This is a genomic window from Lachnospira multipara LB2003, from assembly GCF_000702205.1.
Lineage (GTDB): Bacteria > Bacillota > Clostridia > Lachnospirales > Lachnospiraceae > Lachnospira > Lachnospira multipara_A.
In genome coordinates this window covers 150,200-176,502 of record NZ_JNKW01000004.1, presented here as the reverse complement: position 1 = coordinate 176,502, position 26,303 = coordinate 150,200, and the positions used below count along the sequence as shown (strand labels likewise).

Annotated in this window: 26 protein-coding genes; 21 read left to right on the top strand and 5 right to left on the bottom strand. The window is 33.9% G+C overall.

The window, feature by feature from the left end; genetic code table 11:
- The first annotated feature begins 426 nt into the window (after positions 1–426).
- Positions 427–1,020, top strand: coding sequence for a helix-turn-helix domain-containing protein (locus tag T537_RS0103515; RefSeq protein WP_031556322.1), 594 nt, complete (start codon positions 427–429; stop codon positions 1,018–1,020).
- Positions 1,021–1,066: 46 nt separating this feature from the next.
- Complete coding sequence (locus T537_RS0103510) at positions 1,067–1,600, top strand: RNA 2'-phosphotransferase (RefSeq protein WP_027436965.1); 534 nt, start codon at positions 1,067–1,069, stop codon at positions 1,598–1,600.
- Between the two features lie 12 nt (positions 1,601–1,612).
- Here T537_RS0103510 and T537_RS0103505 read toward each other — a convergent pair whose 3' ends face one another.
- From T537_RS0103505 to T537_RS0103490, 3 genes are all read right to left on the bottom strand, one after another.
- Positions 1,613–1,777: a hypothetical protein gene (locus tag T537_RS0103505; RefSeq protein WP_155895224.1), complete on the bottom strand. Its 165-nt coding sequence runs from the start codon at positions 1,775–1,777 to the stop codon at positions 1,613–1,615.
- Between the two features lie 119 nt (positions 1,778–1,896).
- On the bottom strand, positions 1,897–2,190 hold the full coding sequence (locus T537_RS0103500; RefSeq protein WP_031556321.1) for a hypothetical protein: 294 nt from the start codon (positions 2,188–2,190) through the stop codon (positions 1,897–1,899).
- Between the two features lie 200 nt (positions 2,191–2,390).
- A complete protein-coding gene (locus tag T537_RS0103490; RefSeq protein WP_031556320.1) occupies positions 2,391–2,645 on the bottom strand; it encodes a hypothetical protein in 255 nt (84 codons plus the stop codon).
- Positions 2,646–2,825: 180 nt separating this feature from the next.
- Between T537_RS0103490 and T537_RS0103485 the strand changes: the two genes are divergently transcribed.
- The 18 genes from T537_RS0103485 to glmM all read left to right on the top strand — a co-directional run bounded on the left by T537_RS0103485 (position 2,826) and on the right by glmM (position 22,795).
- Positions 2,826–4,061: a dicarboxylate/amino acid:cation symporter gene (locus T537_RS0103485; RefSeq protein ID WP_031556319.1), complete on the top strand. Its 1,236-nt coding sequence runs from the start codon at positions 2,826–2,828 to the stop codon at positions 4,059–4,061.
- Between the two features lie 181 nt (positions 4,062–4,242).
- Positions 4,243–5,178, top strand: coding sequence for a cysteine synthase A (gene cysK, locus T537_RS0103480; protein ID WP_031556317.1), 936 nt, complete (start codon positions 4,243–4,245; stop codon positions 5,176–5,178).
- A gap of 30 nt (positions 5,179–5,208) precedes the next feature.
- Positions 5,209–5,358 carry a YezD family protein gene (locus tag T537_RS12645; protein WP_081775411.1) on the top strand — a complete coding sequence of 50 codons (150 nt, stop codon included), beginning with the start codon at positions 5,209–5,211 and terminating at the stop codon, positions 5,356–5,358.
- A 130-nt stretch (positions 5,359–5,488) separates the two neighbouring features.
- Positions 5,489–6,361 carry a radical SAM protein gene (locus T537_RS0103470; RefSeq protein ID WP_031556315.1) on the top strand — a complete coding sequence of 291 codons (873 nt, stop codon included), beginning with the start codon at positions 5,489–5,491 and terminating at the stop codon, positions 6,359–6,361.
- Positions 6,354–6,710: a NifB/NifX family molybdenum-iron cluster-binding protein gene (locus T537_RS0103465; protein ID WP_031556313.1), complete on the top strand. Its 357-nt coding sequence runs from the start codon at positions 6,354–6,356 to the stop codon at positions 6,708–6,710. Before T537_RS0103470 ends, T537_RS0103465 begins: the two co-directional genes overlap by 8 nt.
- Positions 6,711–6,723: 13 nt before the next feature.
- Positions 6,724–7,572: a nitrogenase iron protein gene (gene nifH, locus T537_RS0103460; RefSeq protein WP_031556311.1), complete on the top strand. Its 849-nt coding sequence runs from the start codon at positions 6,724–6,726 to the stop codon at positions 7,570–7,572.
- A gap of 21 nt (positions 7,573–7,593) precedes the next feature.
- Positions 7,594–8,592 (top strand): PLP-dependent cysteine synthase family protein, encoded by a 999-nt coding sequence (locus T537_RS0103455; protein WP_031556309.1) that lies wholly within the window; start codon positions 7,594–7,596, stop codon positions 8,590–8,592.
- Positions 8,593–8,601: 9 nt separating this feature from the next.
- Positions 8,602–10,068 carry a nitrogenase component 1 gene (locus T537_RS0103450; RefSeq protein WP_031556307.1) on the top strand — a complete coding sequence of 489 codons (1,467 nt, stop codon included), beginning with the start codon at positions 8,602–8,604 and terminating at the stop codon, positions 10,066–10,068.
- A 1-nt stretch (position 10,069) separates the two neighbouring features.
- Positions 10,070–11,368, top strand: a complete 1,299-nt coding sequence (locus T537_RS0103445) for a nitrogenase component 1 (RefSeq protein WP_031556305.1) — start codon at positions 10,070–10,072, stop codon at positions 11,366–11,368.
- Positions 11,369–11,381: 13 nt separating this feature from the next.
- Positions 11,382–11,816, top strand: coding sequence for a NifB/NifX family molybdenum-iron cluster-binding protein (locus tag T537_RS0103440; protein ID WP_031556303.1), 435 nt, complete (start codon positions 11,382–11,384; stop codon positions 11,814–11,816).
- A 22-nt stretch (positions 11,817–11,838) separates the two neighbouring features.
- Positions 11,839–12,990 carry a trans-sulfuration enzyme family protein gene (locus T537_RS0103435; protein WP_031556301.1) on the top strand — a complete coding sequence of 384 codons (1,152 nt, stop codon included), beginning with the start codon at positions 11,839–11,841 and terminating at the stop codon, positions 12,988–12,990.
- A 17-nt stretch (positions 12,991–13,007) separates the two neighbouring features.
- The gene (locus tag T537_RS0103430; protein ID WP_031556300.1) at positions 13,008–14,189 is read left to right on the top strand and encodes a MalY/PatB family protein; all 1,182 of its coding nucleotides are present in this window, start codon (positions 13,008–13,010) and stop codon (positions 14,187–14,189) included.
- A 175-nt stretch (positions 14,190–14,364) separates the two neighbouring features.
- Positions 14,365–15,243, top strand: a complete 879-nt coding sequence (locus T537_RS0103425; protein WP_031556299.1) for a hypothetical protein — start codon at positions 14,365–14,367, stop codon at positions 15,241–15,243.
- 34 nt (positions 15,244–15,277) lie between these two features.
- The gene (locus T537_RS0103420; protein WP_031556298.1) at positions 15,278–18,106 is read left to right on the top strand and encodes a YfhO family protein; all 2,829 of its coding nucleotides are present in this window, start codon (positions 15,278–15,280) and stop codon (positions 18,104–18,106) included.
- A gap of 20 nt (positions 18,107–18,126) precedes the next feature.
- A complete protein-coding gene (locus T537_RS0103415) occupies positions 18,127–19,386 on the top strand; it encodes a hypothetical protein (RefSeq protein WP_031556297.1) in 1,260 nt (419 codons plus the stop codon).
- A 181-nt stretch (positions 19,387–19,567) separates the two neighbouring features.
- Positions 19,568–20,311, top strand: a complete 744-nt coding sequence (locus T537_RS0103410) for a polyprenol monophosphomannose synthase (RefSeq protein ID WP_027436982.1) — start codon at positions 19,568–19,570, stop codon at positions 20,309–20,311.
- An 86-nt stretch (positions 20,312–20,397) separates the two neighbouring features.
- Entirely contained in the window at positions 20,398–21,414 is a 1,017-nt protein-coding gene (galE, locus tag T537_RS0103405) for a UDP-glucose 4-epimerase GalE (RefSeq protein ID WP_027436983.1), read from the top strand.
- A 28-nt stretch (positions 21,415–21,442) separates the two neighbouring features.
- Positions 21,443–22,795 carry a phosphoglucosamine mutase gene (glmM, locus tag T537_RS0103400; RefSeq protein ID WP_027436984.1) on the top strand — a complete coding sequence of 451 codons (1,353 nt, stop codon included), beginning with the start codon at positions 21,443–21,445 and terminating at the stop codon, positions 22,793–22,795.
- A gap of 277 nt (positions 22,796–23,072) precedes the next feature.
- Here glmM and T537_RS0103395 read toward each other — a convergent pair whose 3' ends face one another.
- Both T537_RS0103395 and T537_RS0103390 read right to left on the bottom strand, forming a co-directional pair.
- Positions 23,073–23,684 (bottom strand): hypothetical protein, encoded by a 612-nt coding sequence (locus T537_RS0103395; RefSeq protein WP_031556296.1) that lies wholly within the window; start codon positions 23,682–23,684, stop codon positions 23,073–23,075.
- 136 nt (positions 23,685–23,820) lie between these two features.
- Positions 23,821–24,654, bottom strand: coding sequence for a helix-turn-helix domain-containing protein (locus T537_RS0103390; RefSeq protein WP_031556295.1), 834 nt, complete (start codon positions 24,652–24,654; stop codon positions 23,821–23,823).
- A 213-nt stretch (positions 24,655–24,867) separates the two neighbouring features.
- On the opposite strand from T537_RS0103390, the gene T537_RS0103385 reads away from it, so the two are divergent.
- The gene (locus T537_RS0103385) at positions 24,868–26,244 is read left to right on the top strand and encodes an MATE family efflux transporter (RefSeq protein WP_031556293.1); all 1,377 of its coding nucleotides are present in this window, start codon (positions 24,868–24,870) and stop codon (positions 26,242–26,244) included.
- Positions 26,245–26,303: the final 59 nt, after the last annotated feature.

The window sequence follows — 26,303 nt, the reverse complement described above, 5'->3', positions numbered from 1 at the left end:
TGCCCATATGAAGAAAAAAATCTCCTGTAGGGCAATTAATCTTGAAATTTCCTCTGTGTTTTTCATCTTTTTCGCCCTTATTTTACGTATATAGGCAATTTTAGTTTTATAAAACCCTGAAAAGGCAAGAATTTGTTGCCTTTTTGACAGCTTTTTGTGAGGTTTAGATTAGTTGTAAATTTATTGAACTTTCCCAAAACCGGAAATCTAATCTTTTTCCAGACTTTTTCCTTGATTTGGGTAATCCGGCCAGTACCTTATTTTTTTAGCATTCGTAATATGGTAAGATTATAAAAGTGCGTAGAAATGCCTATTTTGCGGCATGTAAAAAGATTTTGACATTGCTAAAAAGTGTAAATGTCAAAGCCTTTTGATGGCAACGAAATCAATATCTCGGTATTGTGAGGTGGAAGGAGAGACATAAGAATGGAATTTGGGAACAGAATCAAAGAATTAAGGAAAGCACAAAATATTAACCAGGATGAATTGGCTGAAAAGTTATTTGTTTCAAGGCAGACAATTTCAAATTGGGAGAATGACAAAAGCTATCCGGATATTCAGAGCGTATTGCTTCTAAGTGAAATCTTTAATGTCTCCGTAGACCAACTATTAAAAGGAGATGTTGAAAAGATGGAAAGAATCATCACAGAACAAACGCAGGCAGACATTAATAAGATGCACACCTATGCGATAGGAATGCTGATTTCTATAGTGGCACTTCTTATCTCTATGCCAGTATTGGCATACACAACCGGATTTTGGTTTTTCATACCATCTGTATTGATGTTTGCTTGCGCAATGTATTTTGCCATTAGAATTGAAAAGTACAACAAGAAGTATAATGTACAAACTTATAAGGAGATTGTTGCCTTTACAAATGGAGAGACGCTTTCTAAAGATGACCAGATTAGAGAAGAAGCAAAACGTCCTTATCAAAAAGTTTTAGCGCCGATACTGTCAGCTGTTATCGCTGCAGTGGTTTGCGGTGGAATATTACTGATTTTAGAGTTTTTATTTTAATAAACTGTTTAACGAAAACAACCAACATTTTAGGAAGGGATAATATATGAGTTTAAATGATACGAGCAAATACATGAGTCTTATCCTTAGGCATAAACCAGAGACAATAGGCATCAGCTTAGATGAACATGGCTGGGCTAATGTCGATGAATTAATTGCAGGAATAGCAAAGACTCATGAATTTAGCATGGATATCTTGGAAGAGATTGTTAGGACTGATAATAAACAGAGATATTCATTCAATGATGATAAGACACTAATAAGAGCTAACCAGGGACATTCAATCCCGGTTGATGTAGAGCTTGAAGAAACTGAACCGCCGGAAGAATTATGGCATGGTACTGGTGAGAAGTATGTTAATTCTATTGATGCGCAAGGACTGATTCCTAAAAGCAGATTATATGTACACTTGTCAAAAGATGTGGACACTGCTGTAAAAGTAGGTCAACGCCATGGCAATCCGGTATTGTATATTGTTAAGGCAGGAGAGATGCATAGAGAAGGATATAAGTTTTTCTTATCTAAGAATGGTGTATGGCTTACTAAGGAAGTTCCGGTTAAGTATTTAATAAAGCAATAGCCTAAGTTAACATTAACGATTTTTCCATCGTTCAACTGCTGCTATTATTTCAGGGTCATTTTCAGGTGCGTAATTGGGGTTATCAATGAGACTTACTTTTCCAATTTTTCCAAGTATACCTATTGCAATACCATCAAATACTGTTTGTGCCTCATCGACATATTTAGCAACATCCACTTTGAAGTATAAATATCCCAAGAATTCATATGGGTCAGAGATTGGTTTTTCGAAGCCGCCATACCAATAGAAGAGGTTGGCCCAGTTAATGACTTCTTCAGGGGTGTTGCAGTTTGCGTTTAACTCAGTCGGAGTACAAGCTCCGACTGAGTTAAACGCTCCGCGAGGATGCGCACGGATTCGGACAGGAATTTGTCTGCTGAAGCAGACCCGAATCCGGCGTGCAAGACTCGCGAGCGAGTCTTGACATAATCGAACCAGCAGTTAAATATATCATTCCATGAATACTCATCTAATAAAGCAGAAGCTCTATCGTAGTATTCTTCTTCAACTTCTTCTGGAATATCATTATCGTTAAAATCATAGTTGAATATATAATTGGTTTCTGCCTGAATATGTTCTTTGTTATCCATTACTTCTTCCTCCATTCGGAATCTTTATCAAAAAGATTCGGATTTTCTTTATATAATTTATCAAGTGCTGCTTTTACCTTAGGTAATGATTTTGAGTTAGGCCTAAAATGACCGCTACTATTATCATATGAATATATTTTACCATTTTTGAATGTAATCATACCAGCACATTGTACTTGCGGATCCTTACCACACTTGTTCTAAATTGGAGTGCTTTCGTCTAGCCAGGCAATCTCTTTTTCAACTTGCCAGAATGTTTTTCCCTCGAAGGGAGTAGCTTCAAGAAACTGTTTTTTGATTAAATCTAAATTGTTACCATGTATTTCCAAAACTCGGTCATAGGAAAGAGTTCCATCATTGTTTAATATAGAATGATAATATTTATTATCTTCATTCTGAGCTTTCCATCTATCAATGAAGAAAACAGATTCAATATCATCTGTTTGAGCCTCCAACCAATAAATATAGCCATTGTAGTAAAGCGTTGCTTCAGAGAACTATAAATATATCTTTTATTATATGCGATGTACTTAATTTTATAAAGTATTTTTGAAATCGCTTTAAAAATATTGCCTAAATGGTATGGTTTTGTTAATATATCAAACGGAAAAACACATTTGAGAGGAAATTGTTTTATGAAAAAGAAAAAATTAACATTATCAGCCAAGATTTTTATTGCCTTGGTTTTAGGAATTATTGCAGGTATAGCTTTTACAGCTAAGCCAGAGATTGCAGTAAGTTATATTAAACCCTTCGGTACTATCTTTCTTAATTTAGTTAAGTGGGTTGTTGGACCTTTAGTATTTTTCTCAATTATGAGTGGTGTACTTTCAATGAAAGATATTAAGAAGGTTGGTTCTATTGGCATTAAGACTGTTTTATATTATATGTGTACAACAGCTTTTGCTATAACAATTGGTTTAGTTTTTGCAAACCTTTTTAAGGGTATATTCACTATAGTTGAAACTACAGATTTAACTTATGAAGCTTCATCATCAGTAAGTTTTATGGATACTTTAGTTGGAATTTTTCCATCTAACTTTATAACACCTTTTGCAGAAGCTAATATGCTTCAGATTATTGTGGCATCATTAATAATTGGCTTTGCACTATTACTTGTAAATAATGATTCTGAGAAAGCTAAGGATTTTAAGCTTGTTGAAACACTTAATGACATATTCCTAAAGGCAATGGAGATGATTATTAGTCTCTCACCTATTGGTGTATTTTGCTTGCTTTGTCCTGTAGTGGCAGAGAATGGCCCTGCTGTTCTTGGTTCCCTTGCTAAGGTATTACTTGTAGCATATTTAGCATACTTAATTCATATGCTTGTTGTTTATTCAGCAACAGTATCAACTCTTGCTAAGATTTCACCAATTAAGTTCTTTAAGGAAATGATGCCTGCAATTATGTTCTCATTCTCATCAGCTTCATCAGTTGGTACATTACCAATTAACATGGAATGTACAGAGAAGCTTGGTGCAGATAAGGATATATCATCATTTATCCTTCCACTTGGTGCAACAATTAATATGGATGGAACAGCAATTTATCAGGGTGTGTGCTCAATCTTTATTGCATCATGTTACGGAATTAATTTAACTTTTCCACAGATGCTTACAATTGTTCTTACAGCAACTCTTGCATCTATTGGAACAGCAGGTGTTCCTGGTGCTGGAATGGTAATGCTTGCAATGGTATTACAGGCAGTAGGTCTTCCTGTTGAAGGTATTGCTCTAGTAGCTGGTGTTGATAGAATCTTTGATATGGGTAGAACAACAGTTAATATTACTGGTGATGCATCATGTGCAGTAATTGTATCAGCAATTGAAAAACGTAAGAATGAAAGAAAAATGAAAGCAAGTGCTTAAATATAAGACCAGAGGTAAGAATTATGTGTACCCTCTTTACTGGACAAGCAGTAAGGAGGGTCTTTTTTATTGCGATAAACAAAACCTATCACCAATGATTATTTCTCTCAAATTTTCAGAAGGAATAGCTTGTGCTAGCATATAGTTAATCCCAAAGAGGATAGTAAGGAGGAATTAGATTATGAGCAAAATTAAAGAAAGCGCACTTGAATTAATTGGAAATACACCATTACTTAAGTTAAATGGTTATTCAAAAAAGAGAGAAATTACAAAAGCAACTGTACTTGCTAAATTGGAGTATTTAAATCCAGCAGGATCAGTAAAGGACAGAATTGCCCTTGCAATGATTGAGGATGCCGAAAAAAGTGGAAAGTTATCTAAGGGTGCTACAATTATTGAACCTACAAGTGGTAATACTGGTATTGGTCTTGCAGCAGTGGCAACAGCTAAGGGCTATAAGGCTATCTTAACATTACCTGAAACTATGAGTGTTGAAAGAAGAAATTTATTAAAGGCTTATGGTGCAGAACTTGTACTTACAGAAGGTGCTAAGGGAATGAAGGGAGCTATTGCTAAGGCTGAAGAACTTAATAAGGAAATAGAAGGTTCAGTTATTCTTGGACAGTTTGTAAATCCAGCTAATCCTAAGGTACATAAAGAAACAACAGGTCCAGAAATCTGGGAACAGACAGATGGTAAGGTTGACATTTTTGTAGCTGGCGTTGGAACTGGTGGAACAATTACAGGTGTTGGACAGTATTTAAAGGAGCAAAATCCTAATGTTAAGGTTGTTGCTGTAGAACCAGCAACTAGTGCAGTTCTTTCAACAGGTACTCCAGGTGCACATAAGATTCAGGGTATAGGTGCTGGATTTGTACCAGATGTACTTGATACTAATGTTTATGATGAAATTATTACTATTGAGAATGAAGATGCTTTTGCAGAAGGCAGAGCTTTTGCTACATCTGAAGGCATATTAGTTGGAATATCTTCAGGAGCAGCACTTAAGGCAGCAGAAATTCTTGCTAAGAGACCTGAAAATGAAGGCAAAGTAATTGTAGCATTACTTCCAGATTCTGGAGATAGATACCTCTCAACATCTCTTTTTAACGACTAGTATTGTAGACTTTATAAGTGAGGTGATGGTATGGGAACAGAATTAACTAGTTATAGAGAACTTGAATTAACTGAGCTTATAAAAAGGCTAGTTGGAGAAATAAAATATGGAAACATAACATTAATAATCCAAGATGGAAAGGTCATTCAAGTTGATAAGAATGAAAAAATAAGATTATAAAATGAAAAAAACTGACTGGAAAGACCAGAGGTTTGCATTTATTTATGACTACTAATATTAGTTTAGTAGAGATGATTAAATAGCAAGACTCTGGTCTTTTTGTATCTAGTATTTAGGAAGATGGTGGCATATGAGCAATAGATATAAAGACTTGCAAAATTCACATCCTTGCTTTGGTGGACAAAAAAATAATGCGGGAAGAATACATCTTCCAGTAAGTCCAGGATGCAATATAGCATGTAGGTTTTGCGATAGAACAATAAATGATGTGGAACAAAGACCAGGAGTTACATCTAAAGTGTTAGAAGTTGATGAATGTGGGGAAATCTTAAAAAAAGCCCTTGCAATTTGTCCAGACATTAAGGTGGCAGGTATTGCAGGACCTGGTGATACCCTAGCCACAGATAGGGCACTAGACACTTTTAGATTAATAAAAAAGGAATTCCCTGATTTAATTAAGTGTATGAGCACAAATGGTTTGTTACTTAATGAAAGGGCAGATGAAGTTATTGATGTGGGAATTGATTCTTTAACAGTAACAGTTAATGCTATTGATCCGAAGATAGAGAGTAAGTTAAATGCTTACATTATCTATCATGGAGAGAAGATAGAAGGAGAGGAAGGAGCAAAAATCCTAATAAAGAATCAGCTAGAAGGTATTAGAAAGGTTTCTAGTGCAGGAATTACTGTAAAGGTTAATACAGTATTAGTACCAGAAATTAATGGAGACCACATTGAAGATATTGCTAGAGCTGTAAGTGAAGCTGGCGCTAGTATCTATAATATTATTCCACTTATACCACAACATGAATTAAAAAACTTACAAGCTCCAACATGTATGGAAATAGACAGTGCTAGAACTAAGGCATCTAAATATATAGATGTTTTTAGACATTGTCAGAGATGTAGAGCAGATGCTGTTGGAGTTCCTGGAAAATCAGAATATGGCGATCAGATTTATCAGAGAAGATTAAATGTTAGGGAGACTTTCTCTCATGGATAAAAAAATACGAATTGCAGTTGCATCAGTTGATGGTATAGATGTAAACAGCCATTTTGGCAGAGCTAATAAGTTTTTTATTTATGAAATGGATGAGGAAGGCACTCTTTATCAACTAGAAATTAGAAATTTAAATGCGGTATGTGCTAATGGAAGTCACAATGAAGAAAGTATAAAAAAGAACCTAGTTAAACTTAAAGATTGTGATTATTTACTTGTTAGTAAAATTGGGGATATTCCTAGGATGTTAGCTCATAGTATGGGGATAGAAAGTTATGAAATAAGCGGTGACATAGTTGAAGCTATAGAAAAGCTTTTAACATATGTAAAAATTAATAACTTATTTATGTAAGGAAGGAAAGAAAATGAGTGAATTAAGACAAATTGCTATTTATGGAAAAGGTGGTATTGGTAAATCCACAACAACTCAGAATCTAACAGCTGGATTGGTTGAGCATGGTAAGAAGGTAATGGTTGTTGGATGCGATCCTAAAGCTGATTCTACAAGATTACTTCTTGGTGGTTTAGCTCAAAAGACAGTATTAGACACAATTAGAGAAGAAGGAGAAGATGTTGAATTAGACAGAATCTTAAAGGAAGGCTATGGCGGAACTAAGTGTGTAGAATCTGGCGGTCCAGAGCCAGGTGTTGGTTGTGCTGGTAGAGGTATTATTACATCTATTAATATGCTTGAAAACTTAGGTGCATATACAGATGATTTGGATTATGTATTCTACGATGTATTAGGTGATGTAGTATGTGGTGGTTTTGCAATGCCTATTAGAGAGGGCAAAGCTAAAGAAATCTACATAGTTGCCAGTGGAGAAATGATGGCGCTTTACGCAGCTAACAATATTTCAAAGGGTATTAGTAGATATGCAAGAACAGGTGGAGTAAGACTTGGAGGTATTATTTGTAACTCAAGAAATGTAGACAGAGAGTTAGACCTTTTACGTGCTTTTGCTAAGGAATTGGGCACTAAACTTCTTTATTTTGTACCAAGAGATAATATTGTTCAACATGCTGAAATTAATAAAAAGACAGTTATTGAATATAAGCCAGATTCAAAACAGGCGCAGGAATACAGAAACCTTGCACAGGCTGTAATCGAAAACAAGGATTTTGTTATACCAACTCCAATGACTCAGGAACGTCTTGAGGAAATTCTTATGGAATATGGAATGATGGAACTTGCTGATGATTATAAGATTTAGTGCTTTTAAAGGAGGGAGAATATGGGAAAAATAAATAGTTCGATACAACAGCTAGTAGGAAAGACACCTTTACTTGAATTAACTAATTATGAGAAAAATCATAATTTAGAGGCTAAGATTTTGGTGAAGCTTGAGTACTTTAATCCTAATCAAAGTGTAAAGGATAGAATAGCGCTTGCAATGGTAGAAGATGCTGAAAAAAAGGGACTTTTAAAGCCTGGATATACTATTGTTGAAACAACAAGTGGTAATACAGGAATTGGTCTTGCAGCAATTGCTGCATCTAAGGGATATAAATTTAGAGTTTATATTCAGGACAATGTAAGCAAGGAAAGATTTCAGGTAATTAAAGCCTTTGGCGGTGAAACAATCAAATTGTCAGAAGAGCCTCATGTGGCTAAGACTCTTGCTGAAACTAATGGAGATTTTGTTGCTGCTATTAAGACTTTAAGGGAAGAGGTTCTATCTAAGGAAGAGAATATCTTTTTTGTAGATCAGGTTTCTAATCCTGCTAATCCTAAAATTCATGAATTAACAACAGGACCAGAGATTTGGGAAGATACAGATGGAAATGTTGATATACTAGTTGCTAATGTGGGAACAGGTGGAACAGTTTCTGGAACGGGTAAATTCTTAAAGGAGAAAAACCCTAATGTTAAGGTTGTGGCAATACAGCCAGGTCCTAATTCATTACCTAGTGAATCTAATCCAAACCCTGAGGAAATTACAGGTGTCCATCAGTTTGAGGGAATTCCAAGTGAAAGAGTGCCACAGACATTTAACAAAGATATCTATGATGAAAAATTAGAAGTTGAGACCGTTGAAGCTTATAAGGCAGCTAGAGAAGTAGCTAAGTCAGATGGAATACTAATTGGAACTAGTTCTGGAGCAGCAATTTTTGCAGCAACAAAGTTAGCTCTTAGACATGAGAATAAAGGAAAGACAATTGTGGCAATTCTTCCAGACACAGGACTTAGGTATTTATCAACGAATCTTTTTAATGAGGAGTTTAGCGTATAGGAGATTAATATGGCAATTAATTTAAATAATTCGAATGTTGCAACAAGAGAAAATAGAATTGGCTCTATTACAGGTTATGTTGGAACGCTAAAGGATTTAGCTAGTCAAAGTGAATGTGGAACATTAAAGGGATGTTCAAGATGTTTTTCACAGTCAAGTACTTGTCTTTCAAGTTGTGGTCTTTCACAGCTTGCAGCTATTAGAGATGTGGCTGTAATTCATCATGGACCTGCAGGATGTTCAGTGGCTAGTGCATCTTCTTATTATATGTCTAGAGTTATGGCAAAGAAGAGAGGTGTAACATCATCAACAGTTTATGTAGGAACTGATATGAATGAAAACGACACTATTTTTGGCTCAACTAAGACACTTAGAGAAGTAATTATAGAGGTTAATAAAAGATATTCACCAAAGGCAATATTTGTTTCAAGTTCTTGTGCCACAGGTATTATTGGCGAAGATATTGATAGTGTTGTTGAAGATGTAAGAAAAGAAGTTGGTGTACCGATTGTAGCAGTACATTGTGAAGGCTTTAAGTCAAGAATCTGGGCAACCGGTTTTGATATTTCTGATCATGCAATATTACAGGAAATAGTACAGCCTCCAAGAGAGGGAGTTAAGACTAATAAGATTAATTTTAAGAATTTCTTTGAAAGTGCAAGACCAGAGATAATTGAGATGTTTAAAGAATTCGACCTTGAGCCGGTATTTCTTTATTGTAATTCTACAATTGAGGAATTATCACATCTTTCAGAAAGCTTAGCTACTACATGTATTTGTGGAACACTAGGTAACTATATTGGAAACGCGCTAGAAGAAAAATACGGAGTTCCATATGTTAGAAGTATTAATCAATGTGGTATTAAGGGATTTGAAAGCTGGCTTCGTGAAATTGGAAGGGTAACTAATAGAAGTGAGAAGATTGAAAAGTATATAGAAGAGCAAAGAGCTATTTATTTACCACAGATTGAAGAAATAAAGGCCGAGTTAAAGGGCTTAAGAGCTGTAATTGGTATGGGTCCTGGATATACTTTTGAAGTTTCTCGTGTATTAGATGAACTAGGAATTCAGGTGGTTTGGACACTTGCATGGCATTATGATAAAAAATATGAAAACGGTGATGTACCACCTTCTATGAAATACCTTCTTGATAATGATATTGATTTTGAGGCAAGTGTAGCTGATCAGCAAAATTACGAAGTAATGAACATTCTTAATAAGTATCAGCCGGATGTGTATTTTTCAAGACATCCAGGCTCAACAGTATGGGCTATTAAAAATGGCACTCCTGCTGTATATGTGGCAGATGAGTACTCTATTTTTGGATATAAGCATACATTAGAATTTGCAAAAACTATACTTGATGCAGTTAAGAATCGTAGTTTTGAAGAAAATCTTGCTAAGAGAACAAAGCTACCATATACAGATTGGTGGTTTAAGCAAGATGTTGATACTTTTTTAGAAGAGGTGAAGTAGAATGGCAAAGTTATTAGATAAACAAAGATATAAGTGTGCACTTGGAGCTATGCAGACAGTACAGGCAATTGATAGGGCACTACCAATACTTCATTCAGGCCCTGGATGTGCACAGAAGTTATCTGAATCAATTGGTAGCTCAGGATATTTTTCACCTAATATTTTTCCATGTACAAGTATTAATGAAAAGGATGTTGTATTTGGTGGTGTTAAAAAATTAAATTCCACAATTGAGAATGCTCTTAAGGTTATAGATGCAGATTTATACGTAGTACTTACAGGTTGTATCCCTGAAATTGTTGGTGATGATTCTGGAGAGGTTGTATCTAGATATGCAGATAATGATAAGCCTGTAGTATATGCTCCAACAGCAGGTTTTAAGGGGAATAATTATAAGGGACATGAGCAGGTTGTAGATGCAATTATTGATCAGTATCTAAAAAAGTCAGATAAAAGAACAAAGGGACTTGTAAATATCTGGGCAGATGTTCCATATCAGGATCTTTTCTGGCTTGGAAATTTAAGAGAGTTGGAAAAGTTAATAAGTGAAATAGGTTTAACGCCTAACACCATTTTTGGTTATCAGAGAGGCATCCAAAATATTAATAAAATTCCTGAAGCAGAATTTAACCTTCTTGTATCTCCTTGGGTTGGATTAAGCAATATGAAGAAGATGGAGAAAAAGCTTGGTATTCCTTATCTTCATTATAAGACCTTGCCAATTGGTGCTACTGAAACAAGTAAGTTTTTAAGAGAAGTAGGTAGATTTGCTGAGATTGATAGTGAATTAGTAGAGTCTGTAATTAAAAAGCATGAGAACTATTATTATTACCTTATTGAAAGATATGCTGATCTCTTCCTTGAAAATCGTGTAATTAATAAGCAATTTAGTCTTGTTTCAGATGCACATTATGCTCTAGCTATTACTAAATTTTTGGCTAATGATTTAGGACTTGTGCCAGCTAAACAATTTATTGTTGATGACACACCTAAGAAATATCAGGAAGAAATTAGTAATGAATTTAAGAAGTTAAATTACGGAATTGAGGCGGATGTTGCATTTGAAACAGATGGTTTTAAGATTCATGAAGAAATCAAAAATCATGATTATCATGGATATCCATTAATACTTGGTGGTTATTATGAAAAGGAAGTAACAGAACAGTTAAAGGGTAATTTCCTTAATATCTCATATCCTGTGCAGGATAAGGTAGTCTTTGATGATTTTTATGTGGGATACACAGGTGGAATCAGATTGATAGAGGATATTTATACAGTAGCTGTACAGAGATTTAATTAATGTGAGGTGATTTATGTCATACAAAATAGCAGTAGGATCATCAGATGGAGTTAATGTTAACCTTAAATTTGGTGAGGTAAGTAAATTTCTTATATATGACATAGATGATGATATTAGATTTGTTGGAGCTAGAAAGGTTGATAAAAGATCACTAGATAATACTAATAAAGCTGATGTAAGTGCTAACTGTAATAGTGGATGTAGTAGTGATAATTCCTGCGGTAATAAAGGTAATGGCTGTGGCGGAGAGGAGGGTGTATTAAAGTTAATTTCCACAATTAATGATTGCAGATGTGTAGTCTGTAAAAAGGTTGGTTTTCAGGCACAGAAACAATTTGAGAAAAGGGCTATTACAGTTTTTGATGTGGAAATGCCTATTAATGATGCCCTTGATAAAATAGCATCTTACTATAAAAAGATTGATCATCATCAGTCACTTAGAAAATAAATTGGAATGGAGTTGGGTTTATATGAAGTTTGGAAATAATACAAAATGTTTGCATCTAGAAAAGGAGGATAGTGATTGTAAGCACTATGGGTCAGTTAGCTTTCCTATTTATCAGACAGCTACATATGCTCATATGGGCGTGGGTAAAAGCACAGGTTATGATTATTCAAGATTACAAAATCCTACAAGGCAACATCTTGAGGAAGTGGTATGTAGGCTTGAAGAAGGAATTGATGCCTTTGCATTAAGTTCTGGCATGGCTGCAATAAGTTTGCTCTTTGAGATTTTTAAGCCAGGAGATCATATACTTTGTGAAGCAGATCTTTACGGAGGCAGCATTAGACTTTTTGATAATGTAAGCAAGAAAAATGGATATGAGTTTTCATTCATAAATTTTTCTAAGGATGATTTTGAATCAGAAATAAGAACAAATACCAAAGCTATTTATATAGAAACCCCGACCAATCCAATGATGAATGTAAGTGACATTAGTAAAATCGCTAAGATAGCAAAGAAGAATAATTTATTGCTTATTGTAGATAATACTTTTTTGTCGCCTTATTTTCAAAAACCATTAACCCTTGGGGCTGATGTGGTTATACACAGCGGAACTAAGTTTCTTGGTGGACATAATGATACATTAGCAGGATTTATTGTAACTAACAATGAAGCTGTTAAAGAAAAACTTAGATTTCTTATTAAGACTACTGGGTCAGGGCTAGCTCCTTTTGATGCATGGTTAATACTTAGAGGAATTAAAACCCTAGGAATTAGAATGGAGAGGGCACAACAAAATGCAATTGAAATATCTAACTGGCTACTTAACCAAAAATGCGTAACCAAAGTTTATTATCCAGGATTAGAATCACATCCAAGTTATGAAATTATAAAGAAGCAGGCAACAGGATTTGGCTCTATGATTACATTTGATGTAAATAGTAAAGAAAATGCTCTTAAAATTCTAGAAAAGGTAAAAATTATACAATTTGCCGAAAGTCTTGGGGGAGTTGAGACTCTTATAACTTACCCTACTAGCCAGACTCATGCAGATGTAGCAGAAGAGGTTCGACTAAGAAATGGAATAACTCCACAGACCTTAAGACTATCAGTTGGAATTGAAGATGTCAGTGACTTAATAAGAGACTTAGAGGAAGCCTTTAATGGGCTTGATTAAACAAGAAGGAAAGTGATATGCCAGAGAAAAATTTAGATTTTGATACAGTAATTAATAGGTATAAAACTAAGTGCCTTAAATATGATTTTGCAAAGAAAAGGGGCTATAGGGAGGATGTACTGCCATTGTGGGTGGCGGATATGGATTTTAAAAGCTCTTCATATATAGAGCAGGCTATAATTGATCAAGCAAAACATGGTATTTATGGATATAGCAATATTCAGGAGGGTGATGGCTTTTTTGAAGCTGTAAAGGGATTTATGAAAAGACATCATGACTGGGATGTTGATGGTAAATGGCATGTGCATTCTCCGGGAGTTTGTTTTGCAATAGCTAATGCCATAAGAGCTTATACTAACATAGGTGATAGCGTAATTATATGCCAACCGGTTTATTACCCATTTAGTAACATAATTACCCAGAATAATAGAAAACTTGTGGTTAACGAGCTTTTATATGATGGGAATGGTGGATATTCCATAGATTTTGATGATTTTGAAAGAAAAATCGTTAAAAATCAGGTAAAGCTTTTTATATTATGTAATCCCCATAATCCAGTGGGAAGGGTTTGGACTAAGGACGAACTTTTAAAACTTGGGGAAATCTGTAAGAAACATAGCGTATTAGTTTTTAGTGATGAGATTCATTTTGATTTTATTTGGGAAGCTAGGCATAATATTTTTCAAGAAGTATCAGATGACTTTAAGGAATTTACAATTACAGCAACATCAGCTAGTAAAAGCTTTAATTTAGCAGGTTTACAGCAGGCAAATATATTTATAGCCAATAAAAAATTAAAGGATAAGTTTAAAAAGATGTATGACGTTTCTGGACTTGATGAACCTAATTTAATGGGCATAGTAGCAACAGAGGCTGCTTATAAGTACGGGGATGAATGGCTATTTGCAGTTAAAAAATACATTAAGGAAAATTTAGCATTTGCCAAAAAATACATTGAAGAAAATTTACCTGGCGTAAGATTAGTTAAGACAGAGGGAACTTTCCTTTTGTGGCTTGACTTTACTGCTTGTGGAATTGATCCTTTAAAAATTGATGACTTAATTATTAATAAGGCTAATCTTTGGCTTGATAGTGGTAGGATTTTTGGAAAATCGGGAATTGGTTTTCAAAGAATAAATATTGCATGTAGTCGTGCCACTTTGTATGAAGCGCTAGATAGAATAAAAAATTGCTTATAATCTAAAAAGAGAACTGTTTATAGATACTACTAATATTAGGTATTATCTGATAAAACAGTTCTTTTTTTATTTGCCATAGTCGTAATGACTTTTATTAATTTAAGTGTTATAATAAGTCAGAATATGGGCATATTTGCTTTTTTTGACTAGTGAATAAAAATAAAAGGAATAAAATATGGATAACAACACAAAAATTAAAGGCCCTTTTAGAAAGGTATTGTACGGAATTAGTGCTGTTTTAGTATTTTTTTATGTATTGGTTTTATATTTTGGACTAGAACCTAGGGTGGGACTTGAATACAAGATGTATTACATTACCCATGAACTTACGGAATGGCCAGGCTATGGTAATTTGACCTGTGAATTTGGCAAAAAAGAATACTTCACAGAAAATACTTTTTATAGTGGCGAATATGTTAATTATGATGTGGGGCGAAGAAGAGGAGCAGGTTGGCATACCTCAGGTAGGTTTGATGGAACTTGGTCCAATAATAAGAAGACATCCATACTTTACTATGTCTTTGATGAAGACACAAATAATCTTAAATTTAATATAGAAATAAATGATTATTTGACAAAATATGGATATGTCAGATCGGATGCCACAATGACTATGCAGGAGGCCATGCTTTTAAAGAAGCAGCGAGTATCTGCAGATAGAATTGTTAATGGAAAAATACAGACGGCAATTATTGCCGCAACGGATGAGGGTAACTCTCATAGATTCTGGATTAGAACTGTGATTAATAAAGCTCATCAAGTAAAGGAAGCTGGTGAAGAACTCACACTTCTTAAAGTCGCAAGTTGCTTCCCATCTAAAAGTTCAAAGAAGGCATCTTATACAGGACGTGAATTTGTAGCACCATCAACAGATGGTTCATGCAGTGTATCTGTCTATCTTGGAGACGAATTAATTGGCACATTTAATCAACCAGGTGAATATGAATTTAGTGTTGATAGTAGTGTGATTAAAGACAAACTATATGAGTTAAAGTTTGTAACTGATAAGGATACAAGCTTTTTATTATGGAGTATTCAAGTTACTAATGAGTAGTCCAATAAAAATAAAAAAATAGGAGTACAGATTTATGAAGAAGAATCGATTGTGGTCGACAATCAAGGAATTTAGCCTACCAGGACTTATAACACTAGTTACTCTTTTAGTGGTGTATTTATGTAAGGGTATTTGGCCTTTAGGTTCTAATAGAATTGATTTCTTTGATAACATGCAACAAGTTGCACCATTATATGCCCATTTATGGGATTTTATGCATGGAAAGGCAAGTCTTTGGTTTGACTGGTTTACAGGTTATGGTACCAATGTTTCCATGAGTATTTCAGCATTCTCAATGCTTACACCTTTTAACCTATTATTATATTTTTGTCCAAGGGACTACATATTAGAATTTATTTCTATTCTAACATTGGTTAAGTTAGTATTTGCATCAGTTGCAATGTATGCTTACCTCTATGTTACATTTAAGAATTTAGATAGAAAGTTAAAGGTAGCTTTTGCAGTTCTTTACTCATTTGGTGGATATGTAATTGTATATGCATCTTGCTTTACACCATGGATGGATATTGTAGCTATCTTCCCACTTCTTATTATGGCTTATGATAGATTGTTCTATAAGGGTAAGAAGCTATTCTATACAATTATGGTAGCAATAATGTTTATTATTAATTACTACCTTGGTGCTATGTCTTTAGTTTACATCTTACTTGTAGGTGGAATTAGAATGTTTGCCTATGGAGATAAGAAGACTTGGAAGAAAAAGACATTGAATACAGGTCTTGGAACAGCAGGCGGCCTTGGCCTTTCTTGCTTTGTATTAATTCCAGTATTTATGCAGCTTTCTACATCACAGCGTGGTGGTAGTGACGGAAGCTTATTAAGTCAATATTTAGGCTGGATTACTAAGCCGGTAGCAACAAGTATTTCACTTGGTATAATTGAACGTTCAATTATGATTATGGGACTATCCTTAATGTTTGTAGTAGTAATTGCAGGCATGATTAAGGATAAGAAAAATAGTCCAAGATTTAGAGAATCACTTGGAATGCTAATTATTGTATTAGCACCAGTTGTTTCAGAAGGTGTAAACCTTATGTGGCATTTTGGTTCATATAATGGTTATACATTAAGAAATGGTTTTATTATTTGCTTTACAATGATAGTACTTGCAGCAAAATATGCCATTAATTCTACAGATAAGGAAAATGATTTAAAGGGTGCACCTTTATTTAATAATGCTAAGTTATCAAAGACAGAGGCTATTATATTAGCTATATGTGCTTTAGTTGTTTGTGTAGCCTTTGTTATTTGGTATAACATGGCAGGCAGCCTTGGAGAAGTCTTTGGCTTTGTATTTGTAAATGCAGTATTTGTAATATTCCTTATTATTTATATTGTAATGATGGTTAATTCTAAGAATGGTCTTAACATTAGAAGAGTTCTTTCTTTTATGTGTGTTGAGGTATTTTTAGGAGTTTATGCATTTATTGGACCACCTAAGTTCTATAGTTATGCACCATATCAGTATGGCGATTATGTTCAATTAGCTGTTAAGGCAAGTAATGATTTAGATATTAAGGAATCTGCAACTGATAGAATAGTTAACCCAGATATTTCCCTTAATTCTAACTATCCTTTAATTTTAAGAAGGGGCGCTACATCAAGTTTTACAGCAGCACTTTTAAAGGATACTCAAAGCTATAGCCGTAACTTTGGTTACTCTAAGTACTTCTTATGGTTACTTGATTCAGGTGGAACAGTATTTACTAATGCTTTATTCCATGTAACAGAAGCAGTTAATCAGTTAGATTTAGATAATTATTTATATACATTAGAAAAAGAAGAAGGAAACTTTAAATTATATAAGGCTAATTACGTTCTTCCATTTGCACTAAGCATTGATAAGGGAATTCTTGATGAAGGCCTTAGAGAATATGGAGATGCTACTTCATTTACAAGAGGAGCTCATGGTGATTGGATAGATATTCACAATATCTTCTATCAGGCTTTAGTTGGAGATAAAGACGCAAATCTTGTTACAAGATATGATGTTAGTCCTAAGGAAGAGTCTACAGATACAGTTATAAATGCAAGTTATGATTTAACTATATCTGGAACTAAAGCTCTTTATGTCTATCTTGATACTAACAATGATGATCATGATGCTAATTCATCAATGCTTTATAATGATTTATCTGTAAAGGTTAATGGTGAAGATGTTAAGGTTTCAACTCTTGGACACCTTGATAATGTAAATGCTCCAGATGATTATAATAACGGTACATTATATCTTGGTACATTTGCTGATGAGGATGTTAAGGTTGAAATTAGCTGTAAAGACAAGAATAACTATTCTAGATTAATAGCATCAATTGGTGGGGTTGATTTAGGAAAGTTAGGAGAATTATGTGATTTAAAAAAATCAGACTGTGTTGTTGAAAATGATAATTCATCAGTAACAGTTAAATATAACGCTACAGAAGATAACACATATGTTATTATGCCAGTTATTTATAATAGTGATAACTGGAGCGCAACAATTAATGGTAAAGATGCAAATGCAGATAATGTATTTGGACTATTTACAGCTGTTAATTTAATGGAAGGTGAGAATGTAATAAAGCTTTCATTTGATGCAAAGGGAAGATCTTATGGTCTTATTATTTCATTAATCACTTTAATAATTGTTGTATTAGGAAGCGTTTATGCATGGCTTGTAAATTCTAAGAAGCTTAAGAGCCTAGCTTTATTTAGAACATGCGAAAAGGCTTTATCTTATGTGGCTGTTTGGGTTTATGGTGCAATATTTGTACTAATGGCAATCTTTATGTTTGCAATCCCAATTATTACTAGTGTATTTGCTAATGTTATTCAGATTGTGAAAGGCATAGCAGGATTATAAAAAAAGGAGCGTGGCTATTGATGTCAAAAGTAAAAGACAAATTTAGACGCCTTCTAGAAGAAAATGAAAACTTTAGGATTTTTGTGACCTTGCTTGTGGTATGGGGGCTTTCAAGACTTATAATGATTGCCCTTGTGCCAATTACAGATTTTATAATAAAAAGTCATCATGACTGGGCCAAGTCAATTAATGTGTGGGATGCTAAGCATTATGCCTATATTATAAAACACGGTTATACATTTCCAACTGATGTGGATCCACAGGCCAATTGGGCATTCTTTCCACTTTATCCATTGATTTGTATAGTGCTTAGGTTTTTAACTGGCAATATGCTTAGTGCCTATGTAACAGGAATGATAGTTTCTAATGTATGCATTTTTATATCAGCTTTTGCAACGGCTAAGATAGTAAACGGCTTGGGAACTAATTATGGAGATGGCAAGGCTCTTCTTCTAAGAGGTGAGAAAAAAAGAATAAAAGAAAGCTCTTGGATTATTATTTCTATACTGCTTTTTGCTACACCTTATGCTTTTTATGCTTCTTCTACATATACGGAAAGCTTGTTTATTATGTGTATTTCCCTAAGCTTTTATTATATGTTAAAAAAGAATTATCTACTGGCTGGCTTTTTTGCAATGCTTACATCAGCAACAAGAATTGTAGGATGTATACTTGTTTTTCCTATTGCAATTGAGATGTTTTTTGATTGGATTAATAGAGAAAATATTAGATTGCCTAAGATTAAAGATATTAAGGGAGTATGGAAGACATTTTGGTCATTTATTATTTATGAATTAAAAAGACCTCTTGATGTTTTTTCCATTATGATTGCTCCTCTTGGTACTTTTTCTTATATGCTATTTTTAAAGATTTTTTGCGGGGATCCATGGGCCTTTATGCATGTGCAAATTGCCTGGAGAGATGATAAATACTTCCCTGTAATTGGAGTATTATTTAAGGCATGTACAGGTCAGCTTGAATTAAGATATACATATATGGGCTGGCTTTGTATTGCAGCATTTGTCCTTTATGGATATATGATTCATCGAAAATATATTTCTATGGCTGTTTTTGGAATAATTGCTTTATTAATTCCATTAACTAGTCATGTTATGAGTACACCAAGATTTATAATTGGTGCTTGGGTAACATATATAGGCGTTTATGATTTATTAGTCCGTTTACCTAAGCTTGTAAGAAATCTTATCTTGATAGCACTTATTATAATTGAGACTTTCATGATTTTTTATTGGTATGATGAATTCTATTGGTTTATGTAAAATGAGATAAATTTTATGAAAGGTATAATTTTACTTGTAATATTCATATTTAGGTATTATAATGGGAAAGCTTGTGAAAAAACTATCATTTCTATAAGTATATAGATGATTCGCTTTTATGAAATAAGAATTCGCAGGCATTTGATTGAATTAAATTTTGTTTAAGTTTAGGAGGCAAACAATGTTATCAGTTGTTATTCCAACATTTAATGAAGGTAAGAACATTAGAAATCTTGTAACACAGATTGATGATGCACTTAAGGGAATTGATTATGAAATTCTTTTTGTAGATGATAGTAAGGACAATACACCAGAAATCATTATGGAAGTAGCAAAAGACTATCCTCAGATTCGTATGGAACATAGAACTAATGAATCAGGTCTTGCAACAGCCGTATTAAAGGGCTTTAGATTAGCTAAGGGCGATTACATGGCTTGTATGGATGCTGACTTACAGCACCCTCCAATTGTTTTAAAATATATGTATAAGGCTATGGAAGCAGGTGCAGATTTCTGTATTCCTTCAAGACTTATTCCAGGTGGCGATGATGGTGGTCTTAACTGGTATCGTAAATTTGTATCTGGTACTGCAAGAAAGATTGGTCAGTTTATGTTACCATGCTTAAGAAAGATTACAGATCCAACTTCTGGTCTCTTCATGTTTAGAAGAGAAGTTATTGAGAACGCAGATTTACAGCCAATTGGTTGGAAGATTATGGTTGAAGTTCTTGCTATGGGTACTTATTCTAAGGTTACAGAAATTCCTTATAAGTTCCAGCAGAGAACAGAAGGCGAATCTAAGCTTTCAGGTAAGGTTACAATGGAATACTTAAAGCAGTTAGTTAATCTTCGTAAGAGATATAACAAGGCTAATAAGTATACAGTAGAGACTTGGTCAACAGAGCGTATGATGCAGGGTGAATAATTAGTGCCTTAAAATTGATTATATGGTATTATAAGACGTGGGTGTGGTAATTCTCACCCGCGTTATTTTTTATGGAGGTATTATTTATGTCAATTTTAGTAACAGGTGGAGCAGGCTTTATAGGTAGTCATACAGTGGTTGAATTGCTAAACGCCGGTTTAGACGTAGTAGTAGTAGATAATCTAGTTAATGCTAGTAAAGAATCATTAAAAAGAGTTGAGGAATTAACAGGTAAGAAAGTTAAGTTCTATGAGAATGATATCTTAGATAGAGACGCTCTTAATAGAATTTTTGATAATGAGTCAATTGATAGTGTTATACATTTTGCTGGTTTAAAGGCTGTTGGTGAATCAGTAGCTAAGCCACTTGAGTATTATCACAATAACATTTCAGGTTCATTAGTTCTCTTTGATGTAATGAGAAATCATGGCGTTAAGAACATTATCTTCTCATCATCAGCAACTGTATATGGTGATCCTGCATTTGTACCAATTACAGAAGAATGCCCTAAGGGTAAGCCAACTAATCCTTACGGTATGACTAAGTGGATGCTTGAAGAAATCCTTATGGACATTCAAAAAGCAGATCCAGAATGGAATGTTATCTTACTTAGATACTTTAATCCAATTGGTGCTCACGAAAGTGGTAGAATAGGCGAGAATCCTAACGGAATCCCTAATAATCTTATGCCTTATATTACACAGGTTGCAGTTGGTAAATTAAAGGAACTTGGTGTATTTGGTAATGATTACGATACACATGATGGTACAGGTGTTAGAGATTATATTCACGTTGTAGATTTAGCACTTGGTCATGTTGCTGCAATTAAGAAGCTTAAGGAAAATCCCGGAGTTAAGATTTATAACTTAGGTACAGGTAATGGATACTCAGTTCTTGATATTGTTAAGAATTTCGAGGAAGCAACAGGAGTTAAGATTCCTTATGTGATTAAGGAAAGAAGAGCAGGAGATATTGCTACATGTTATTGTGATGCAAGTCTTGCAAAAAAGGAGCTTGGCTGGGAAGCTAAGAGAGATTTAAAGCAGATGTGTGCAGATTCATGGAGATGGCAGTCTAATAATCCTAACGGATATGAAGACTAGTTATTCCATATAATTTTAGGAGGAATATATGGGTAAGTATTTTGGTACTGATGGCTTTAGAGGTGAGGCTAACGTTACATTAACAGTTGACCATGCTTTTAAAGTTGGTAGATTTTTAGGATGGTTCTATGGTAAGAATCATGAGAATGGTAAATCAAAGGTTGTTATAGGTAAGGATACAAGAAGAAGTAGTTATATGTTCGAGTATGCATTAGTTGCTGGTTTAACAGCTTCTGGTGCTGATGTATATCTTCTTCATGTTACAACAACACCTTCTGTTTCTTATGTAGCAAGAACAGAGGATTTTGATTGCGGTATTATGATTAGTGCAAGTCACAATCCATTCTATGACAATGGTATTAAGCTTATTAATGATAAGGGCGAGAAGATGCGTGAAGACGTAATTAGCCAGATTGAAAAATACCTTGATGGTGATTTAGGAGAAATTCCTTACGCAACTAAGGAAAATATCGGTCGTACAGTTGATTATGTTGCAGGACGTAATAGATATATGGGTTATCTTATGAGCCTTGCTATTCACTCATTTAAGGATAAAAGAATTGGTCTTGATGCAGCTAATGGTAGTGCTTGGACACTTGCAAAGGCAGTGTTTGATGCCCTTGGTGCTAAGACTTATGTAATAAATGCTAATCCTGATGGAACTAATATTAATACAAATTGTGGTTCAACACATATTGAAGGTTTACAGGAATTAGTAAGAAGAGAACATCTTGATGCTGGTTTTGCTTTCGATGGCGATGCTGATAGATGTTTATGTGTAGATGAGAATGGTGAAGTTATTACAGGTGATCATATTCTCTACATCTATGGATGCTATATGAAGGAGCAGGGCGCTCTTGAAGGTAATAAAGTTGTTACAACTGTAATGTCTAATTTTGGTCTTTATAAGGCTTTTGATGCTGTTGGAATTGAATATGAGAAGACAGCAGTTGGTGATAAGTATGTTTATGAGAATATGTTACAGAATGGATATAGACTTGGTGGTGAACAGTCAGGTCATATTATCTTCTCTAAATATGCTACAACAGGTGATGGTATTATCACAGCATTAAAGATGATGGAAGTTATGCTTGCTAAGAATAAGACATTATCAGAGCTTTGTGCTCCACTTGCTATCTATCCACAGGTTCTTAAAAATGTTCGTGTAACTAATAAGACTGAAGCTCAAAATGATCCTAAGGTTAAGGCAGCAGTTGAAGAAGTTTCTAAGTTACTTGGAGAAGATGGTAGAATCTTAGTTCGTGAAAGTGGTACTGAGCCATTAGTACGTGTAATGGTTGAAGCTAGCTCAATTGATCTTTGCAACAAGCTTGTAGATAAGGTTATTGAAGTTATTAAAGAAAGAGGATATGTTCTTTAATTGAATGAAAAAGAGTGGTGAAGCCTGCTTAAAGTTGCTTATGCAATAAGCTAGGTGCTTCATCACTCTTTTTATATATGGCCAAACTTGGTTAATTGTTATGTTTAATACCCATTTAAACATAAAAGTAAAAGCATTTTTGATTTTCTAATCAAGAATAATAAATTTAAATTACTGATGAGAAAGCATGCCCCCATGCTTTATAGTCATTGGTACCCCTACTAATGAAATTCATCAGATACGAAAAAATTCTAAGTCAAAGAAGAAATATTAGTTCTTATTGGATTGTCTCTTTTTTACTATTGAAATAGTCATCAAACTTTTTGTTTACCGCATCTAAAGTGTCTTTGGAAATATTTGGTAAATCCTTGCCCCATTCTTTAGTTGCTAGTTTAAAACCTTTTTCAACAGCTTTTTGCATCTTTTTCATAGCTTCTTCATCATCCCCTGCTAGTGCTTGGGCAAATGAGAAGATTCTTTCGGATGTCTTTTTGACGCCCCAATATCCATCTTCAGATATATCTTCCTTTGCTTTTTTAATGGTTTCTTCATCTACTGTAAAATTGCCACTTGCAAGATGTTTCCACATTTCACTTGCATTTCCTATGGTGATGCCTTGTTTCTTAAACATATCTGTTACAAGGCTTTGCATCTGAGCTTGGCGATTTTGCAAATCTGCTTTCATTTGCGCTACAAGTTCAGGATTAGCAACTTTTCTTAGATTGCCTGTGTTTGAATTTTGTGAACTCTCGTAAGTTGCCGCAACATCAGAATAAATGGCCTTTTCCGCTGTGGAAGAGCCATTCTTTTCGGCCTTACTAGAGTACTTTGATGCAACAGCACCGCTTGATTGTGCTACTGCTACTGAATTAACTCCATTTAATTCCATAAGCTTTACCCTCCTTGGTAAAAAAGATTCTATTAAGATGTATTAAGTTAAGAAAAAAATTTCTTATAATTCAAGTGTCGGCATCTTAATAATAAAACTTAACCCCTTAAAGCAAAAAATTTTCGTTTTAATAAAATTAAAAGGTCTCTGCATTTTTTCTATACTTATGTGGAGATACTCCTTTTACTCGTCTAAATGCATCTCCAAAGTAATTACTGTCATTAAAACCACATTCAAATGCAATCTCAGTTATGGTCTTGTCTGTACCAAGTAAAAGCTCGCAGGCTTTTTTAATTCTAATATTAATCATGTACTCCTTAAAGCCAAATCCCGTAGATGATTTGAATTTCTTTGATAAGTATGAGCGACTTAAATTAAATTGATGTGCAATTTCATCTAGCATTAAGGGCTCACTGTAGTGGTTATAAATATAAGTTGCTATTTCCTGCATTATCTGATTGTTAGTATCGATTTCCTTAACAACGTTAGCCTCGAATTTCTTGCATCGAATTATAAAAAGCAATAATTCGGAAAGAGAAGTGCTTATAAAAGCAGGGGATAATATATCCTGGTTGTCTTTTTCAAAAAGCAATTTGTTCATTACACTTTCCGCATATTCACGTCTTTTATCCGGAATAGAAAAAACATCGCTTGATGAAAGAAAATTTTCTACGAAATCATCTCCAGCATAGCTATTAAGCCAATGGACTTGCTCTTCTGTAAAACTTATGACTATTCTTTCATTGACACCCTTACCTGTGTAATCGGTTTTGTGTAGTGTTCCTCTTGGTACAATTGCAATATCTCCTTTATTAAAGGTATAGATATTGTGATCGATAAATACTTTACATTGACCACTTACAAGATAAAAAATCTCATGAAAGGGATGAGAGTGAGTATCCTTTGGTTTAAAAGTAGCAGTTCTCTTTATACGTTGTATATTAAATTCCTTCGGTACATTCTTTAACATAATTATATATCTCCTTGCTTTATATTAAAAGTAAAAATTATTTTATGTCTAAACAATTTTTTAATTTTCTTACTGTCTGTCTAAATTCTAAAGAGCAATTTATCTGTAAAATATCCTTATAAAAGGTATAAATTTGTAGAAAATACATATTTTTCAGATAAAATAATTATTGAATATTCAATGTCTAATGTCAAGAAAAATTTAGGAGAGTATATGGCAAAACATATAAGTGAAAGTAAGAAAAATGAGATTTTAAATGGTAATTTAGTTAAGGCTATTCTAACTCTTGCAATCCCTGTAATGATTAATAGCTTTATTCAGAGTATGTACAATTTAACAGATACATACTGGCTTGGAAAAATTGGTACTGATAGTCAGGCTGCTATTACTTTAGTATCACCCTTTCAGAATATCTTAATAAACTTTGGTAACGGATTTACAACAGCTGGTGCAATTCTTATAGCCCAATATATTGGAGCAAAAAAAGAGGATGATGCTAATTCAATGGCTAATCATATATGCTTAACTGCATGGAGTTTTTCTATTGTACTTGCAGCCATATGTTATATGATTTCCCCAGGTCTTGTAGCATGGCTTGGAGCAACAGGACTTATTTATAAGTATGGACTTACATATATAAGAATTGTGGTAATTGACTTGCCATTTTTATTTACAATTAATCTATTTACATCTGTTAAGCAATCTCAGGGCGATACTGTAAAACCTATGTTACTTAACACATTGGGTGTAATTATTAATCTAATTCTAGATCCATTATTCTTAATAGTATTTAAAATGGGTATATTTGGTGCTGCACTTGCAACATTAGTTGCTAAGATTCCATGTGCAATTATTGCTATTATTGTGTTATCAGGAAAGTCGCAGTTAATTAGAATTAATTTTACAAACTTTAAGTTGGATATAAATAAGATTACTAATATCTTTAAAATTGGATTACCAACGTCTATTGGTGGCAGTACAATGCAGTTTGGCTTTATGCTTATGACTAAAAATGTCGGTGTGTATGGAAGCGTAGCTACAGCAGCTTATGGCATCGGGAATAAGATAAATAGCCTTATTACTATGCCTGCAAGTGGTCTTGGTTCAGCTATTTCTACAATTGTTGGACAAAATATTGGTGCTGGTAATAAGAATAGAGCGGATAAGGCTTATCATATTACATTAAGAATCGGAGCTGTGTTTTTATTAGTTTTTGGTATGATTTTATCTAGAAGAGTGGTGGCATCCACATTGGTTTCGATTTTTACAAGTGATAAGAATGTGGTACCACTTGCAACAGATTTTCTTTCAATTATGGCAGCCTGGTGCTTTACTAATGCCTTCTATAATGTATCCCAGGGGCTTTTTAATGGAAGTGGACATACTTTAGTTACAATGCTTGTGGACGCATCAAGAATTTGGGTATTTAGATTCCTTACTTTGTGGATATGTTCTAGTCTTCTTCATATGGGTGTGGAATCTGTATGGTATGCAGTTGTAGTATCCAATGCAACATCTGCTATAATCCTTTATATCCTTTATTTTACAGGACTTTGGAAAAAGGAAGTTGTAAAGATTTCATCCAAGTAAATGTTAAATTGTTCTAAAATAAATACAAAAATCTTGCAATTAAAAATTGCTTTTAATAT